This is a genomic window from Vibrio natriegens NBRC 15636 = ATCC 14048 = DSM 759 (assembly GCF_035621455.1).
Taxonomy (GTDB): domain Bacteria; phylum Pseudomonadota; class Gammaproteobacteria; order Enterobacterales; family Vibrionaceae; genus Vibrio; species Vibrio natriegens.
The window spans coordinates 1,831,351-1,848,474 of record NZ_CP141823.1; the positions used below are offsets into that span (position 1 = coordinate 1,831,351).

General features: G+C 44.0%; 13 protein-coding genes. 6 read left to right on the top strand and 7 right to left on the bottom strand.

The genetic code is table 11. The features are described 5' to 3' along the window. Positions 1-200 precede the first annotated feature (200 nt). Positions 201-1,040, top strand: a complete 840-nt coding sequence (locus VER99_RS22555; protein WP_014234248.1) for an isopenicillin N synthase family dioxygenase — start codon at positions 201-203, stop codon at positions 1,038-1,040. A 33-nt stretch (positions 1,041-1,073) separates the two neighbouring features. Continuing rightward, positions 1,074-1,730: a DNA-J related domain-containing protein gene (locus tag VER99_RS22560; RefSeq protein WP_020334899.1), complete on the top strand. Its 657-nt coding sequence runs from the start codon at positions 1,074-1,076 to the stop codon at positions 1,728-1,730. A gap of 46 nt (positions 1,731-1,776) precedes the next feature. Here VER99_RS22560 and VER99_RS22565 read toward each other — a convergent pair whose 3' ends face one another. The 4 genes from VER99_RS22565 to VER99_RS22580 form a co-directional block, all read right to left on the bottom strand. Then, on the bottom strand, positions 1,777-3,432 hold the full coding sequence (locus VER99_RS22565) for an ABC-ATPase domain-containing protein (RefSeq protein WP_020334898.1): 1,656 nt from the start codon (positions 3,430-3,432) through the stop codon (positions 1,777-1,779). 123 nt (positions 3,433-3,555) lie between these two features. Continuing rightward, positions 3,556-5,478, bottom strand: coding sequence for a bifunctional diguanylate cyclase/phosphodiesterase (locus tag VER99_RS22570; protein WP_020334897.1), 1,923 nt, complete (start codon positions 5,476-5,478; stop codon positions 3,556-3,558). 189 nt (positions 5,479-5,667) lie between these two features. After that, a complete protein-coding gene (gene fabV / locus VER99_RS22575; protein WP_020334896.1) occupies positions 5,668-6,867 on the bottom strand; it encodes an enoyl-ACP reductase FabV in 1,200 nt (399 codons plus the stop codon). An 82-nt stretch (positions 6,868-6,949) separates the two neighbouring features. Continuing rightward, entirely contained in the window at positions 6,950-7,552 is a 603-nt protein-coding gene (locus tag VER99_RS22580) for an arylesterase (RefSeq protein WP_014234243.1), read from the bottom strand. Here VER99_RS22580 and VER99_RS22585 point away from each other — a divergent pair. From VER99_RS22585 to VER99_RS22595, 3 genes are all read left to right on the top strand, one after another. Further along, entirely contained in the window at positions 7,551-8,243 is a 693-nt protein-coding gene (locus VER99_RS22585; protein WP_020334894.1) for an ABC transporter ATP-binding protein, read from the top strand. The genes VER99_RS22580 and VER99_RS22585 overlap by 2 nt on opposite strands. After that, positions 8,243-10,699 (top strand): ABC transporter permease, encoded by a 2,457-nt coding sequence (locus VER99_RS22590; protein ID WP_020334893.1) that lies wholly within the window; start codon positions 8,243-8,245, stop codon positions 10,697-10,699. The genes VER99_RS22585 and VER99_RS22590 overlap by 1 nt, the downstream gene beginning before the upstream one ends. Positions 10,700-11,042: 343 nt before the next feature. Then, on the top strand, positions 11,043-12,476 hold the full coding sequence (locus VER99_RS22595) for an FAD-dependent oxidoreductase (protein WP_020334892.1): 1,434 nt from the start codon (positions 11,043-11,045) through the stop codon (positions 12,474-12,476). A 24-nt stretch (positions 12,477-12,500) separates the two neighbouring features. Here the strand turns inward: VER99_RS22595 and VER99_RS22600 are convergent, their stop codons facing one another. From VER99_RS22600 to VER99_RS22610, 3 genes are read right to left on the bottom strand one after another with little or no spacing between them, the layout of a single operon-like run. Next, positions 12,501-13,436, bottom strand: a complete 936-nt coding sequence (locus VER99_RS22600; protein WP_020334891.1) for a 5-oxoprolinase subunit C family protein — start codon at positions 13,434-13,436, stop codon at positions 12,501-12,503. After that, on the bottom strand, positions 13,433-14,116 hold the full coding sequence (locus VER99_RS22605) for a 5-oxoprolinase subunit B family protein (protein ID WP_020334890.1): 684 nt from the start codon (positions 14,114-14,116) through the stop codon (positions 13,433-13,435). Before VER99_RS22605 ends, VER99_RS22600 begins: the two co-directional genes overlap by 4 nt. Then, entirely contained in the window at positions 14,116-14,871 is a 756-nt protein-coding gene (locus VER99_RS22610) for a 5-oxoprolinase subunit PxpA (RefSeq protein ID WP_020334889.1), read from the bottom strand. Before VER99_RS22610 ends, VER99_RS22605 begins: the two co-directional genes overlap by 1 nt. A gap of 289 nt (positions 14,872-15,160) precedes the next feature. Here VER99_RS22610 and VER99_RS22615 point away from each other — a divergent pair, with 289 nt between their 5' ends. Beyond that, entirely contained in the window at positions 15,161-17,080 is a 1,920-nt protein-coding gene (locus tag VER99_RS22615; RefSeq protein ID WP_020334888.1) for a diguanylate cyclase domain-containing protein, read from the top strand. The last annotated feature ends 44 nt before the right edge of the window (positions 17,081-17,124 follow it).

A 17,124-nucleotide genomic window follows, 5' to 3' on the forward strand; every position in this document is an offset into this window, starting at 1 on the left:
CTTATCGATGTCATAATTACATTTAATTGAACGCTGTGCAATTGTTTGTTTCCAGTGATATTGATAACGATAACTGTTGGATAATATACAGACCGCGCAACATTGAAGCGTTTGCGCGTGCACATTTCATTAAAGTTTGATTTACAACATGTCCGTACATAGAATCCGTGACTCAACCAAATAAAAAAAGAAGTAAAGTCATGAAACTGGAAACTGTCGATTACCTTGCTGATGATGCTGCTCAACAGTTCGTTGCATCTCTACGCGAAACTGGGTTTGGCGTGTTAAAGAACCATCCTATTCCTCAAGAGTTGGTGGAATCAATTTACAATAACTGGCAGGCTTTTTTTAGCTCTGAACAAAAAAATGATTTTCACTTTAACGTTGATACACAAGATGGTTACTTCCCGCCTTCTGTTTCTGAAGTAGCGAAAGGGCATTCAGTAAAAGATATAAAAGAATATTTTCATGTTTACCCTTGGGGTCAGATCCCTGAGCAGCTAAAAGCCGAGATTCTGGAGTATTACCAGCGGGCGGATGCTTTTGCTCAAGAACTTTTAGGTTGGGTTGAGCAGTATGCACCTGAAGAAGTTCAGGAAAGGTTTTCAATCGCGCTGTCAGAAATGATCAACAACAGCCAAAAAACATTGCTTCGAGTTCTACATTACCCACCGATGACTGGTGAAGAAGAGCCGGGCGCAATCCGTGCTGCTGCGCATGAAGACATCAACCTACTTACGGTATTGCCAGCTGCAAACGAGCCGGGTCTACAGGTTAAGAGCAAAGAAGGTGAGTGGATCGATGTACCATGTGACTTCGGTAACTTGATCATCAATATCGGTGACATGCTTCAAGAAGCATCAGGTGGATACTTCCCATCAACAACGCATCGCGTTATCAACCCAACGGGTGGACGTCAGGATAAATCGCGTATTTCATTACCGCTGTTCTTACACCCGAAACCAGATGTGGTACTTTCAGAGCGTTACACTGCGCATAGCTACCTGATGGAACGCTTACGCGAACTTGGTGTAATTTAAACCTAATCGTTGACTACTAAGGCTGGTGGCTTGATGCTATCGGCCTTTTTTGTTTCTACTTTTAAGGAAGGAAAATTGGCATTACAAAGCGAGATAAATCAATACGGTGAGATAGATAATCCGTTGCTGTGGCCCATATTGGAGATCCTTGGAAAACACCCTTCAGGTTGGAAAGTACACACTTTAGCCAGTCAGCTACGTGAACTAGGGTACATTCACCAGTTTGACCCATCTCCAGATAAGGACTTGTTTAAAAGAAACTTCCTTATCATGAACGCGTTATATCTGCTTCAAGAGCATTTATATCCGGAACAATGGCTTTGTGTCGAGGCAATGAATATTTCCCTTATAGGGGATGCAGACTCGTCACTTAACGCGATTGATCATCTCGATCCTTTGCGCGAGTATTACCTTAATTGGACTCATTTTGAAGCAAGTGAGAGCGAAGTTCGCGGCCTACTCAAAGAATTTTGGCAAACTTATCAACGCTACATCGGTGGGCATTCTATCAGTGATATGGATAAGTCTAAGGCGCTAGCACTGTTTGAATTAGAAAGCTCGGCAACGCAGGAAGAGGTCCGAAAACGTTGGCGTAAACTGGCTTTTCGTTGGCATCCTGACTGTGAAGGTGGTGACGCTGACCGTTTTAGAATGTTATGTAAGGCGTGGAACGTCCTTCGAGACAAGTAATAAAGGCAGCACAAATCGGCTGCCTTTATATTTGCGATGTCGTCGGTTAGTGTGACGGCTTGAATTGAGATTTACGCATACGGTTTAATGCTGCCATCACATCCAGTGTGCGAGGCTTAGCTAAGTCACCTTGTTTTGGTAACGATGCATGCCATTCTGCAGATAACATCTCTTCGATTTCTTTCGCTGGATTTTCACACCAGCCTGGAAGTTGTGCCAACTGGAACCAAAGCCAACCAATCGTGTTCACTTCGTCAGCGGATTCCAACTGTTCCAGAGCACTTAAATCGGTAAATTCCTTACCGAAGCGAAGTGAATCTTTGCCCTTGGCATTCACGCGGAACTTACCATCGGTCAGGATATTCATTAACGCCACACGGTTTAACGCTCGTGGACGGAACGTTTTCAATGCTTCTTCCGATTCGTTATGACGCTGAGTTGGATGCTGATCGATGACCTGTTTCGCTTTCTCAGTCACATCGACCGCTTGGTAGTCGTGCATCTGAATAACGGTATCCGCCACATCCAGATAATCACCAGAGCCACCCATTACGATGATCGTGGAAATATCGAGCTCATCTCTGAGTTGTCCGATGCGATCAACCAGTGGTGTAATTGGCTCATCGCCTTTCGCCACTAATGCCTGCATGCGCTCATCACGAATCATAAAGTTTGTTGCCGAGGTATCTTCATCGATAAGCAGAGAGGTTGCTCCTGCTTCGATGGACTCTTGCAGCCATGCGGCTTGAGACGTTGAGCCTGAAGCATCTTGGGTCGCAAAATCAGCGGTATCTTTACCCATTGGCAGATGATTAATGTAGTTCGACAGATTTAAGTGATGAACACAGCGTCCATCTTCAGCGCGAATCTTCATTGATTTATTGTCAGTGACAACATACTCACGACCATCTTCTGGAATGTGATCGTAAATCGAACGTTCAATAGCATTCAGTAAGGTGGATTTACCATGAAAACCGCCACCAACAATGAGCGAGATGCCTTTTGGGATACCTAAACCGGTGATATAACCTTTGTTTGGAGCATGCAGAGTCACTTGTAGCGATTCCGGTGCCTTAAATTCGACGGCATCTTTCATCGGTAAGTCACAGTTACCAGCCACGCGAGGAAGAACACTGCCATTTGCAACGAATGCAACTAAATTATTTGCTTCCAATTGTTCTCTAAGCGCATCTTGATCTTCCACAACCTGACAATGCTTTATCAGCGCATCTTTATCTAGCTCACGTTCGAGCGTTGCGCGTCTAATAAATTTAGGTAAGTGGAAAGTCAGAATGTTATTGGCCTTCTTACCAAGTACTGAGCGGCCTTCAGCTGGAAGATTCACTCGAAAACGCAGTTCAATACCTTCTTCAGTAAACAGAACGGCAGTATTGTCGAGTACCGTTTGGCCGTTCAAAGCGATGGAAACGGAGTTTTCTTGCTTGGCAAAAAGGTCAAAACTGCGAGCGATAAAATCTCGTGCAGCTCGCTGGAACGCCGCGGATTCATTTCTTAACCACTCAAGACCAGTTAGAGACCATTCGCGAGTTGCACGCAAGCGAGAAGCAGAAGCATAAGGGTCACCTTGAATGTGGTCGATAAACAAAGTGAAATCAGTAAAGTCATATTGACCTTTGATTTGCTGGTAAGCACGGTAGTTCTGCTTTTCAATTTTCTTAAGCGTGGCAGTTAACTGATCCATGAAAATATTGGCCTTTTTATTAGAAGCGGGCGGCGATTATAGGAATCACCGACTATAGAGTAAAGAAGTATACGGCAATATACCGGTAAGACTGACCGCTAAACTGGAAAATCCATAACGAATTTATTTAGGCGCAAACTCGGACGAATAGGTGGGCCGCTCATCTAATGGACGCTGACTGAGTAGGCCTTGCTCAAATTCATTACAGGGCATGGGTTTGCCATAGAGAAATCCTTGTACTATGTCGCAGCCTTCTTCAATTAAAAACTGCTCCTGGCTTGTAGACTCAACACCTTCCACGACGACGTGAAGCTCAAGTTTTTTGACGATGTGGATAATGGAGCGAATAATTGCTCGATCGTTTTCTGATTTATCCATTTGCTGTACAAAGCTCTTATCAACTTTTATGGCATCAAATGGGTACTTCTTCAGATAACTAAATGAGGCAAATCCGGTGCCAAAGTCATCAAGTGACAATGTCACGCCAAGCTGATGTAGTTTATTGAGTGTTGTCACCGCAAGCGTTTCATCGGCGATTAAGGCACTTTCAGTAACTTCCAATTCGATAAACTGGGGTGGGAGATGAAACGCTTCGAGAAGGTGCTCAACCTGATCGGCAAAGTTAACGTTTTGTAATTGGATAGGAGAGACATTAACCGCAATTTTAAAGTTATCCGTCATCTCTGACCATTGCTTAGCTTTTGCTATCGCGGTACGAAGAACAAATAATCCGACTTCAAATATTAAGCCATTCTGCTCGGCCATTCGGATCAATGCTTCGTTGGAGACGTCGCCTAATACCGGATGCCGCCAACGCAATAAGGCTTCAGCGCCAACCCATTCGTGCGTGGTGGGGTTAACCTTTGGCTGAAAGTAGAGCATGAGATCATCATTACGTACGGCTTGTAATAAATAGCCTTCTAGCTGGCTATGGCTGTTAAGGTCGTTTGAATGACTTTCACTAAAGTATCGGTATGCTTCCCCAGATTCTTTACACAACAGCATGGCATAACAGGCGTTTTGCAGCAGTTGCTTGGCGTTGCTATTTCTTTGGGCCCTGACCACACCGATGTAGGAGTGTAAGTGAACCTCAGTCCTATTATTGTAAAAGTTGCCCACGCTTACGCTGGAAATCTCTTCAAGTAATTGAGTGAGCTTGCTCTCTATATCATCCCCGGAGACTAACAGCACCAAGTCATTAGAACTCGGTCTTCCTGTAACAAAACTGGAAACACGTTCGGAAAGGCGCGAATGAAATTCTTTGAGTATTTCGTCAAAGGCTTCGAATCCATATCGTGTTTGTATACTTCTCGCGTTACTAAAGCCGATATTGATGATGACGAGAGATTGCGTATCGTCTTTAAGCGCTTGAAGAGATTTTTCAACTACCTGCTCTAAAGCGGACCGATTTAAGAATCCCGTGCCTTGATCGTGAGTTTTCTGATAGCTTACTTGTTTCTCTGCAGCTTTGCGCCGATCGATTTCTTTGGTTAATGAATAACTTAGTTGCGCAAGGTCTGTGGTTCTGTTTTCTACACGGTTCTGTAGTTCATGGTTCAGGCGCAATAGCTTGTGCTGCTGAAACACGACCGCAAGCTGAGCTTCGATGGAGTCTTTGAACGTGCTCATTAACTGAAGATACGTTTCACTGAACTTGTTAGCTTTAGAATCTAGCATACAAATAGTCCCGAACACCTCGCCATTAGGCCAAAGTAACGGAAGGCCAGAATAGGATACCATTCCAAGTTTTATATCGGGGTTGCTGCACCACGCTTCGTCTTCTGGGGCGTAAGGAACTATCAGCTCCTGCTGGTTATTAATTACATACTCGCAATATAAACCGCTGCCGTGTGATTCCTTGTCTCCGGGCTTGTAAGGGTTTCCTGGCGTGTTGCTTGAGGTATTTACTTCAAGGTAGTCCTGGTGGGCACGCATGATAAGTGTGGTCGGCACTTCACCTATTTGAGCAAGCAGGTTGACTATCTCTTGCCAACTTTTTTGCATGGAGTCAGGGATTTTATAATCTAATGTCTGAATTCTCCCCATATTGTCGTCCTTTACTGTAGTTTCACATCCTGTGAATTGAAGCCTATTGTGGCATTCGTTATTTATATCACTGCTTATACTCATTAAGTATAGAGGTGGGTCAGCGCGAGATATAAAAAAGTCCTGAAAATGATTCAGGACTCTTAATAGTTGCAAGTTGTCTCAGATCTGAAACATGCGAAATGACACTTAAGGTTTAAGTAACGCTAGGTCTTCGATTGAAACGTCTTGAGAGTAGTCGACATCAGCAAAGTTGAAGCCATTGAGCTTCATGAATTCATCTTTGAAACCCTGATAGTCGCCAACCTGCTTGAAGTTATCGCCGTTCATTTGCTCAACAAGCTGTTTTACCTCTTGCTGTACTTGTGGGTCTAATTCAAGGTCATCGATTCTGATCAGCCTTTCGCCATCCACGGGAACAGTTGTGTGACTGTACAGCTTGGTGGTGAACAAGCGTTGCATCTGCTCAATGCATCGCTCATGCGTGCCTTTTTCTTTCATAACACGGTAAAGTGCCAGTAAATAAGGCGATAAGGCGGGGATGAACACACTCGCTTTGGTAACGAGCGCTTTACAAACGGTCGCGTAAGCGCCACCACCAAAGTTAGCCAGCTTGAGGTTTAATGCATGGCTGGTCTGGTGAAGATCGATTTTTGCACGGCCTAAAGTACCGTCCAAGTAAATAGGGTGAGTGAGTTCTGGCCCCATGTATGAGAATGCGATGGTTTGGCAACCTTCAGCAAGTGACTCTGCATTGATTAACGCATCAATCCAGCTTTCCCAGTCTTCGCCGCCCATCACTTTGATGGTAGCTTCTGCTTCCTCTTCGGTTGCAGGCTGCAGAGTGCTCTCTATCCACTGATCATTTTCCAGCATGATAGACGCGCCAGTGACCGGTTCACCAATCGGCTTGATGACACTGCGCCAGAACTCATCACTGTTTGGTTTTGGACGAATACCTGTCGCCAGACTGTAAATCACTAAGTCTACTTCACCTTCGAAATAGGTCTCAATAGCCTCAATGACTTCAGTACGTACAGTGTCTGAGAACGCGTCGCCGACAATATTGATTGCAGTACGACCAGCATTATTCGCTTCTTGTTTGAAAAAGATATTGTTGTACCAGCCAGCACTACCAACGCCTTTCTCCGATGGACCATGTTCAAACGAGACGCCAATGGTATCGGCTTCTGCACCACCGAAAGTAAGCGCAATGCGAGCGGCAAGCCCAAAACCAGAAGAGGCACCAATAATCAAAACCCGTTTCGGTCCGTTTTTGATTTGCGGTGCTTGTTTTACGTAATCTATTTGCTCTTTTACTGATGCATGACATCCGTATGGATGTGCAGAACGAGCAACAACACCTTGAATTAAAGGTTCTATTCGCATGTTGTTATCTAACCTCGATGAATGAAATCGTGTTCAGAATAACCTAAAGTTAGATAACACTTATTGAGCTAGACCATTAAAACTACAAATGTTTAATCAATTCTTGAGCAACGAAATCAGCGATCCATGGCTGCGCTTCCGGCTTAGGGTGAAGGCCGTCATTCATCATCCAATCTGGCTTCGTAACCAGATGCTCCAGAAAGAAAGGCATTAATTGCACTTGCTGATGTTCTGCTAATTTTGGATAGATATCGTAAAACATGTCACTGTAACGTTTACCGTAATTTGGCGGAACACGAATTTGCATCATGATGACTTCCGCACCAAAATCTTTGATCATAGTAATCATTTTGGAGAGATTTGACGTAATAAGCTTAGGCGGGAAACCTCGAAGGCCATCATTTGCACCCAGTTCAATGAGAACGATGGATGGTGAATGTTGTTCAAGAAGTTGAGGAAGGCGGGCCAGACCATTGCCAGTGGTATCACCTGAGATACTGCCATTAATAACTGTTACAGTTTGGCCATGTTCTAAAAGAACGTCAGGGAGTAAGCTAGGCCAACTCTTCTCAATCGGCATATTGTAGCCAGCACTTAGGCTGTCACCTAAAACAAGCAGTTTTTCGTTAGCGAACGCCGTAACAGAAAAACAAAAAAAGAGAACTAAGGAAAGTAATCGAATCATGCAAACACCTGTACTCAAAGCACCTATTGTTCAAGCGAATTTAGTTTCTAAACAAGTCTCTACTAATAACGAACGTTTAACAATCCTTAAAGATGTAAATATTGACATCAGAAAAGGAGAAAAAATTGCAATAGTTGGCACTTCGGGGGCGGGTAAGTCGACGTTAATGACGCTTCTTGCTGGCCTTGACACGCCGACATCTGGAGAAATTACTTTACTCGGTAACGAACTATCCAAGCTCGACGATGAAGAGCGTGCGAAGATTCGGGCAGATTCATTGGGCTTTGTTTTTCAGAGTTTCTTATTAATACCGAGTCTTACGGCATTGCGTAACGTGACTCTGCCATGCCTACTGCGTGGGGACGTCGAAGATGAATTAAGAGCCTCAGAATTACTTAAAGCCGTTGGGCTAGAGAAACGGCTTGACCACCTTCCTAGCCAGCTTTCTGGTGGAGAACAGCAGCGAGTCGCCCTTGCACGTGCATTTATGACGCAACCGGAACTACTATTTGCGGATGAGCCAACAGGCAATTTAGATCACCAAACCGCTGATAAAGTGATTGAGTTGTTATTTGATCTCAATGAACAGCATGGCACCACGCTCATTTTGGTCACTCACGATAGTCATTTAGCTGATCGATGTGACCGTATTTATCGCATGGAGGCGGGTGAGCTTAAGGAGGCGATATAATGTCTGCATTATCTTCAAGTAATCAGAGCTCAGCAGAGCAGAGTGCCGCCCAGAAACACTCTTCAACCAAAAGCTTAATTCGTTGGAGCCTAGGGGAAATCAAACAAGGCAGCCTTTGGCCGATAAGTGTGGCGCTTGTACTCGTTATCGCCAGTATTTTTGCACTCTCTGCGTTGGCATCACGGATGGAGCAGGTGATCGTAAAACAAGGCAAAGATGCCTTGACCGCTGATGCGGTATTTGTCTCTGCCAACCCATTAACTGAATCCATTCTGAGTGCGACTGAATCGCTCGAAACCTCCCAAATGACGCGCTTTCCAACCATGGCTTTTAGTGATAACGGCATGCAGTTGATATCCGTGCGAGCGGTCGATGAACAATATCCACTCATGGGCGACTTAGTTCTGACTAACAATCCTTCTGGGCGTGTTAAAGCAGGAGAGTTATGGCTAGACGAACGAATTTTGGCACAGTTGGATGTTAAAAAGGGTGACACTGTCACCATCGGTGATGCGGATTTTATCGTTTCAGGCGCTGTTCTGATGGAGCCAGGCTTAAGCTTTAATCCTTTTCAACAAATGCCTTCGGCGTATATACATCAAAGTGATGTTGCGAAAACAGGCGCGATACAAGTCGGCAGCCGAGTGCAATATCGTTTGTTTATCAAAGCAGACAACAACACACTTAAAAAACTACAAGATACCACTGAATTATCACCGAGTGATCGATGGCGAACTCAGGACAGTTCTAGCCGCAGTAACGAAATCTTCGAACGGACAACACAGTATTTATCACTCACGGTTGCGATTGTGATCATCATGGCTTCGACGACGTTGGTTCTGACCTGCCAGAATTATGTAAACAGCCGAACTCAGACTATCGCCATGTTAAAGAGTCTGGGAGCAAGCCGACGTTGGATTGAAAAATGGCTATTTATCCAAGTGGCGATTTTGCTCATCAGTGCGAGTTTGGTTGGGTTGATATTGGGAAGTGGCCTCGAGTACCTGTTACGAATTCCATTGAAAGATTTATTACCTGATCCGCTACCTAGTTACGGTGTCACTCCATTTCTCGTTTCTTTCATCTCCGCGGTGTTGATCACCATTCCTGCACTGGGTATACCATTGTTAGGGCTGATAAAAACACCTGCATTAGAAGTGCTTCAGCAAGGCAAAGCGCAACGCTCATGGAAGCGAATGTTGCTTGTTTTAGTGCCAGTCATCCCTTTGTTAATCTTATATGCAAACAATACATTAGTATGGATTGTGCTGATTGGTATCGCAGCACTGTTTGTTGTTCTGGCTTTAGTGAGCGTCTCGCTAACTAAGTTATTTGCAAGCGTCTCGACACAACCAGCTATGAAACTGGCGCTTAGCCGGATCAACCGAACACCAGTCACCAGTGGATTGCAATTCGGTGCTTTGGCTCTGTCACTAATGTTGTTATCCATTATCTGGTTAGTACGCAGCGATATACTCGCCGATTGGGAAAGGACGCTACCAGCGGATGCACCCAATGTTTTTGCTTTAAATATCGCTGAGTATGAACTCGCGGACTATCTGGAAACGCTGGATAAGAATGGCGTTACCCGGTCACAAGCTTTTCCTATCATTCGAGGACGTTTGACCGAAATTAACGGTCAAAATGTGAAAGACATCGAGTACGAAGGCGAAGAGTCTGATGCAATCCGTCGCGAACTTAATCTAACCTGGGGAGATAGCTTACCAGAATACAATGAAGTGCTAGCAGGAGTCTGGACGAATCAAGCGAGCGTTTCTGTCGAATCTGAAGTAGCAAACGAACTCGGCCTAAAGTTAGGTGACAAATTACGTTTTGTTATCAACAGCCAAAACTTTGATGTGACAGTCGATACGATTCGACACGTTGAATGGAGAGATATGAAGCCAAACTTCTACTTTATCTTCTCTGAAGACGTTATGGAGAGTTTGCCAGGTTCATATCTCATAAGTTACCGAATCACAGAGGATAACCAATCGTTGTTGACATCGATGTCGCGAGCGCATCCGACGGTATCTGTTTTAGATATCCGCACTATGGGTGAAAAAATTCAAGCATTGATTCAACAAATCGTATCTGCAATTACGATTCTTGCCTTGTTGGGAGTGGTTGCAGGGTTGCTACTTATCTTCACGTTATTACGTTTGAGCCTATCACAGCGTCAGCAGGAAATTCGCTTGTATCGGACGTTGGGATCCAGCAAAAAACGTATCAGCACCACATTGTGGGCAGAGTATGGAATCATGGCGTTAATTGCTAGCTGTGTGGCTGTATTTTCAGCGGAACTTTGTGTTGCTGCCGTGATGACGTATGGACTTGAACTTAATGCCCAGATACACCCAGAACTGTGGATAGCTTTACCACTTGCAACCTTTGCAACGTTAGCATTGGTTGTCATGAGTTTACTAAAAAGATTGTTAACACCAATAAACACTTAATTAGTAAAGCTCTAAAACAGTGATAACTCATCCATGACACTTTTATTGTAGTTATCCACAAAAACAGTGGATAACTTTTGGGATAACTGAAGAGTGCAAAAAGTAGGGTATTTCGACAGGCTTTATGCCGTGGGTGTTGTGGTAAATATCTTATTCACACCTGCCTAAAAATTGCTTTTACATAGAACGCAGTCAAGCACTTTTTCGCACTTTTTTTTGTTTTTAAAAACACGTTTTGAGGTCTATGCAAACCCATGAACTTTTTGTGATTTTAATCATGCTCAAAGACGAGTAGAATTAACCACAAGTAAAGAATTTCCCTTATAAAATATTCAGTGAAGCAATGAAGTCTGAGTTTCCAAGTTATAAAGAAAAACACATCGTTGTTGTTGGTGGCGGAGTAGCCGGATCTACAGCAGCCATTCATTTTGCAGAGCTAGGGTTTAAAGTATCCGTTATTGAAAAGGGTGTGTCCTTAGTGAATGGGCCCCCAATCTGTCATCTGCACGCTGGCGGTAACTTATATCGAGAGATCTCTGAGCAACAATGTTTAGACTTGCTCTCTCAATCGATTGATACCATCAGGCTGTATCCACTGTCACTGAATATCCGCCCAACTATTATTGCCGTTCCGCATTCTGATGGTGGTGATCCTTCCACTCTTATCCCGCGTCTTGAGGTAATTAAAAGCGCGTACCAAACGTTGGTGGATAAGGATGAACGTAACCGAGTACTTGGCGAACCTAGTGAATATTACAAACTGTACTCGAAAGAAGACTTAATCGAACTTTCGAAGCGCACTCAACCCGCCGAGCCGGTCAGTTTTGATGACTGGACCATACCGTTTGCTCAACACGCTGATTTAGACTCGTTGAAATACCCTGTGGTATCCGTCCAAGAGTACGGTTGGAGCGTGTTCAGACTGGCTGCAATCGCATCTCTTACCTTAGAGCAGTTACCTAATGCAGATGTACTCACGCAAGCTGAACTTAAACGAGCGGAATGGGCGGGCGATCACTGGCAGTTGAACTATCAGCACAATGGGTCGGACTGTGAGTTAAATTGTGACTATCTGGTGAACGCCTGTGGTTTCGAAACTGGCTCCGTTGATAATGCTGTTGGCGCCAAACGTGACAGATTGGTGGAATTTAAAGCCGCTTACATCACTCAATGGCAAGCGTGTGATCAGCAATGGCCAGAGGTCATTTTTCATGGCCCTCGCGGTACTGATAAAGGAATGGCACAGCTAACGCCATATGGAGATGGTATTTTCCAACTGCACGGTATGACAAAAGGCATCACGCTGTTTGATGATGGGTTGGTTGCAAGCACAAGCACCTCAGCTCAACCAGAACTACCTAATCTTCTGTTGTCGAAAATTCGTCTGGGTTGGAAAGAAGAAGCGCTAGAGGCGAGAACAAACAATGCCATCCAGCACATGGCTCAGTTTATCCCTGCATATCACACCGCAGTGAAAGGTGGTAAAGCACTATTCGGTGCCCAGCAGATCCCGGGAAGTGATCCTGTATTAAGAGCTGCGGATGTTACTTTTGAACAAAACAACTATGCGCGAGTGGAAATCGTAAAAGCGTCTTCTACCTTGTTGGCCGCACAAAAGATACTGCATCATTGGTTTGATATCGAACCGCAACAAGATGTCGAGTTACAACACCCAGTTGCCATTCATTGGAGTGAGCAAGATGTCGAGAAATATGCAATACAACTGACTCAAGAACGCGATTATCCAAAGTCGCTCGCTGAACGTTACGGCATGTAATCCTGTTCTTTGCAGTAATTGGGCTCAGTAGCCAAAAAACTGAGCCCATTGACACCACAAGTCTTGCAACCTCAATCTATCACCTTTTACAAACGTTACCTTTTGACCGGGCTTTGCTTGCGCCAGTCTTGGTAAATCTATTCTTGCTACACATCCAAGCTTCGGGTAACCACCTATGGTTTGATGGTCGTTGAACAGTACAATCGGATTGCCATCATTGGGCACCTGTATTGCGCCAAGAGCGATACCTTCAGACAGTATTCCATCGTACGGCGGTGTAATTGTGTCGCCCTGTAGCCGGTATCCCATGCGATTGGAATCCGGTGAGATGGTAAACTCACTTGAGTAAAGGGCATCTAATGCTTCGACATCAAAGTCGTCATACTGGTAGCTTTCTATCACTCTCAACTTAACGGGTAGGTTGTAATCGGGCTTAAAGCGAAAGGTCATTTGTCTTGGTTTATGTTGTGGTAATCGGTGAGGGGTAAACGGCAATACATCACCAACTTGCAGCGCACTACCTTTAGCGTCCAGACCACCAAGTAACTCTCTACAAACCGTTGATGAGCTTCCAAGATGTTCTGCAATATCGAATCCGCCTTTCACCGCCAAATAAGCGCGCAATCCATTTTTAGGCATGCCAAAGTGAAGTTTCTGGCCTGTTTTTAGTATGAAGTCAGACCAATTCGCAATTGGTACTCCGTCAACTTTTGCGTTTAAATCACCACCACAGATAGCGAGATGGCAATTATGTAACGCAACAAACGTCGCGTTTCCTAATGTAATTTCGACGGTAGAACAATTTACTGGGTTGCCGAGCAGGTAGTTTGCCCAACTATACGCGTAATCATCGACAGGGCCACCTTGGGTAATACCAATATGCGCTAAACCAAAACGACCAAAGTCTTGAATCAATGAAAGTGGTCCTGGTTTTTCTACTCGCAATCCAGCGTCACTCATAAAACTCCTCCTAAGTCGATAAATTCCTGTTTAGTAATTGCAGAAAACGTCACCCTGTCACCTACATCAAACGGAATGAAGGGAGGAGTATCAGAAAATAAAGCGAGCGGACTTCGGCCAATAATATTCCACCCGCCCGGACTATCCGATGGATAGACCGCCGTTTTACTGTCAGCAATGCCTACGCTACCGGCAGGAACACGGGTTCTAGGGGTGGTGAGTCTTGGCATAACCAGCTTGTCACAAACATCGGATAGAAAGGCAAAACCTGGCGCAAACCCTATAGCAGAGACGCTATAGACCGTTTGAGTATGCAGGTCTATTACGTCTTGCAAGGATAAACCACAATTGTTAAATCGTTCTAAATCTAATGCGGTTTCTTCTGAGTAATAAACAGGAATCGAAATATTGTTAGGCTGTCGGCGGTCATACAACTCAGGATCGAACTGGCGGAGAATATGGTTTACTTTATCAATCAGACTGCTTTCATCGATTCTAAAGGGCAGGTAGTCAATTAAGACGGTTCTATAAGAAGGAATAACATTCATGATAACACTTGCCAGATGTTCCCTTATTTGGCGAGCTACTTCTCCGATGTGCTCCTCATGAATGCACTCCTCAAATCTTACAAGGATACTGGATTCCGAGACAGCTGAAATATTAAACGTTTCCTGTTGCATTAATTCCCTCCAGAATACAGGCTCTGACGAATTTTTTTAATCAAAGCAATGGACTCTTCGTTATCTCCGTGAACACAAATTGTATCGGCTTCGAGAAGAATATAATTACCCGATGCGGTTTTTACACGGCCTGATTCCGCTAACATGCGTACTTGTTCGAGAATGGCATGTTCTGTTTTTAAGACTGCATTTGGCTGCGTTCTTGGCGTAAGCATGCCATTGTCTTGGTAAAGTCTGTCTGCAAATGCTTCGAACAGCAATGGCACATCAAAGTCATCTGCAATTTCTAAGTATTTTTCGTTCTCTTGCGATGCAAGAATCATCAACGGCACTTTGAATAAAGCAGCAGCCTTAACAACAGCTCGAAAAACAGCATCGTTTTTCATCATGTCGTTATACAGCGCACCGTGGGGCTTGATATAGCCAATATCAGTATACTGAGCGCGGCAAAGTGCTTGTAACGCACCAACCTGATAAACAACCATGTTCGTGATCTCATCACCCGTCATACTCAATGAACGACGCCCAAAACCCTGTATATCGGGATAGCCCGGATGAGCACCAACTTCGACATCATTCATATTGGCAAGAGTGATGGTTTCATGCATCACGTTTGGATCGGATGCGTGAAACCCACAGGCGATATTGGCCATATCAACATGAGGCATTACGTCTTCATCGGCCCCCATTTTCCAAGAGCCGTAGCTTTCGCCCATATCGCAATTTAGTGTGAGTTGTTGTTTATTCAGTGTCATACGTTCAATTTTACTCAAGCAATCAACTGACGATGCAGGAAGATATGCCTGGCTTCAGTGATTAAGTTCATTATTTAAACAGTTAAACGAGGTAAGTCTCGTTACAGTATTAACTTTAGATTATTTGAATTGATTCGAATATTTAGGTAATTCATTCTATTTCAATTCATTTTTTATGCCGTTGTCGATGATTTTATTCACCACCGTGTTACGCTTTGCGCCCTAAATAAGGAATTGGTTGCATATTCATCTTCGGTTGTTTGATTGTTATCTGACTACGGGGCATTAAATGTCATTACGAATAAAACTTATTTGGCCAACTTTAGTTTCTATGGCTGCCATCTTCGTCACCAGTAAAGTTTACATCTATCATGCCGTGCATCTGTCGTCAAAGGTCAAACTTGCTGAAGACACGCGGCTTTTAATTAACATCGCCTCAAATTCAATTAAAGATGCGCTTAGTGTAAACGACAAGCAAAAGGTTGAATCAATTCTTTCTGAGCTACTGAAGCAATCCGCCATTGCAGCCGTTCAATTAAAAGACAGCGACAAGCGGACAATCACTTTTTTAAGTAAAAATGGCGTAACCCTTACAGAACTGAATGAAATGAAAAGCTCTGGAAGCAATGCGGAATCCGAATACGAGTATATAGAAGTTGCTATTACCCATTACGGCTCTATTGTGGCATTGATAGAAGTAAAGTTTACTAACCCGAGCGTTCTGATGTTGGTAACAGATGGCATAATTGGAATCCTCATCTTGCTGCTGGTTGGCGTGCTTTTACGAGCTCTTACAGATCGTTCTGCTTTTAAACCATTACTGGATCTTAAACTTGCGGTAGACGATTTCGGCTCTGGACACCAGTTTAAGGTAGAAAGAGGGCATGATTTACGCGATGAAATAGACGAGTTACTTTGCTCATTTGAAACTATGGTAACGAAACATAGACAACGTGATAAACAGCGCCAACATAACCTAGAATCCCTGAAACAAGAGAACTGCTTTCTTCAAGATGTTATTGAATCATTACAGTACGCCCTGATTACGGTAGACCGTAAAGGAATGATCATTCACTGTAATTCAGCGACTTATCAAATTTTTAATCGCAATAACCATCACTTATTGCAAACGCATGTTCGCGATCTCATTAAAACAAAAACAGGCCGTGAGCTCGCCCAATTTCTAGAAAAATCCTCGCAATGCAATGAGATGACACTAACGGATGTGGATAGTAGCCGTCAATTTAATGTATCAAGCCGATACCTTTCAGACCAAAGTTGTATGTTGTTCGAGGTTCGGGACGTTACAGAGTTAGAGGCTTCACTGAGTCGGGAACACATTGCTGGGCGAGTGTTTGAAAGTAGTCAGGATGGCCTAATCGTTCTCGATCATAAAGGGGTGATAACAATGATTAACCCTGCGGCTTCAAAGTTGATGGGGGTAGCGAACGACCAGTTAGTTGGAAAGCCGTTAATTAATAATATTCGCCATTTAAAACTGAGGAGAATGGTTCCACATATTGTCCAGTCCCTTACAAATTATGGTATTTGGCAGGGGGAAATCTTAGAGGAGAATCGCCTAGGCAAGCTTATTCCGATGTTTGCGAAAGTAAACTGTATTGTAAAATGCGAAAGAAACAGCCTTTACGATTCAGTGATTGTACTTACCGACCTTTCTGATGCAAAAGAGATGGAACGCTTAGAATACCTGGCGCATCATGACCCGCTGACCGGATTAGCGAATCGTGCTAAATTCAACGCAGAGTTAGAAGATCTGGTACAAAGATCAGCCTACGTCCGAGACGAATTTGCGGTACTTTATTTAGACTTGGATGGATTCAAAGCAATCAATGACACCTACGGGCATGACGCTGGCGATGAAGTGCTGAGAATCGTGAGCAAACGACTTGTATCCGCAACAAGACACGGTGATTTGATCGCCAGGCTGTCTGGTGATGAGTTTGCAATGCTGGTCAACCCAGCTAATCAGACTATCGTCACACGCATTGCGGAACAGTTACTGACCGCAATATGTAATCCGATTCAATATGGTCAAAATGATCTACAAGTAGGCGTAAGCATTGGAGTGAAGCTGGTGAGTATCAATGAGCGAGATGCCGCCCGCGTTTTGAAAAGTGCGGATACTGCGATGTACCAAGCTAAAAAATCCGGAAAAGGGCGAGCAATATTAATGGGATATGAGTTGTAAGAGACAGTTTTAATTAAAGCGTTAAAGCTTTAGACTATCCTTAT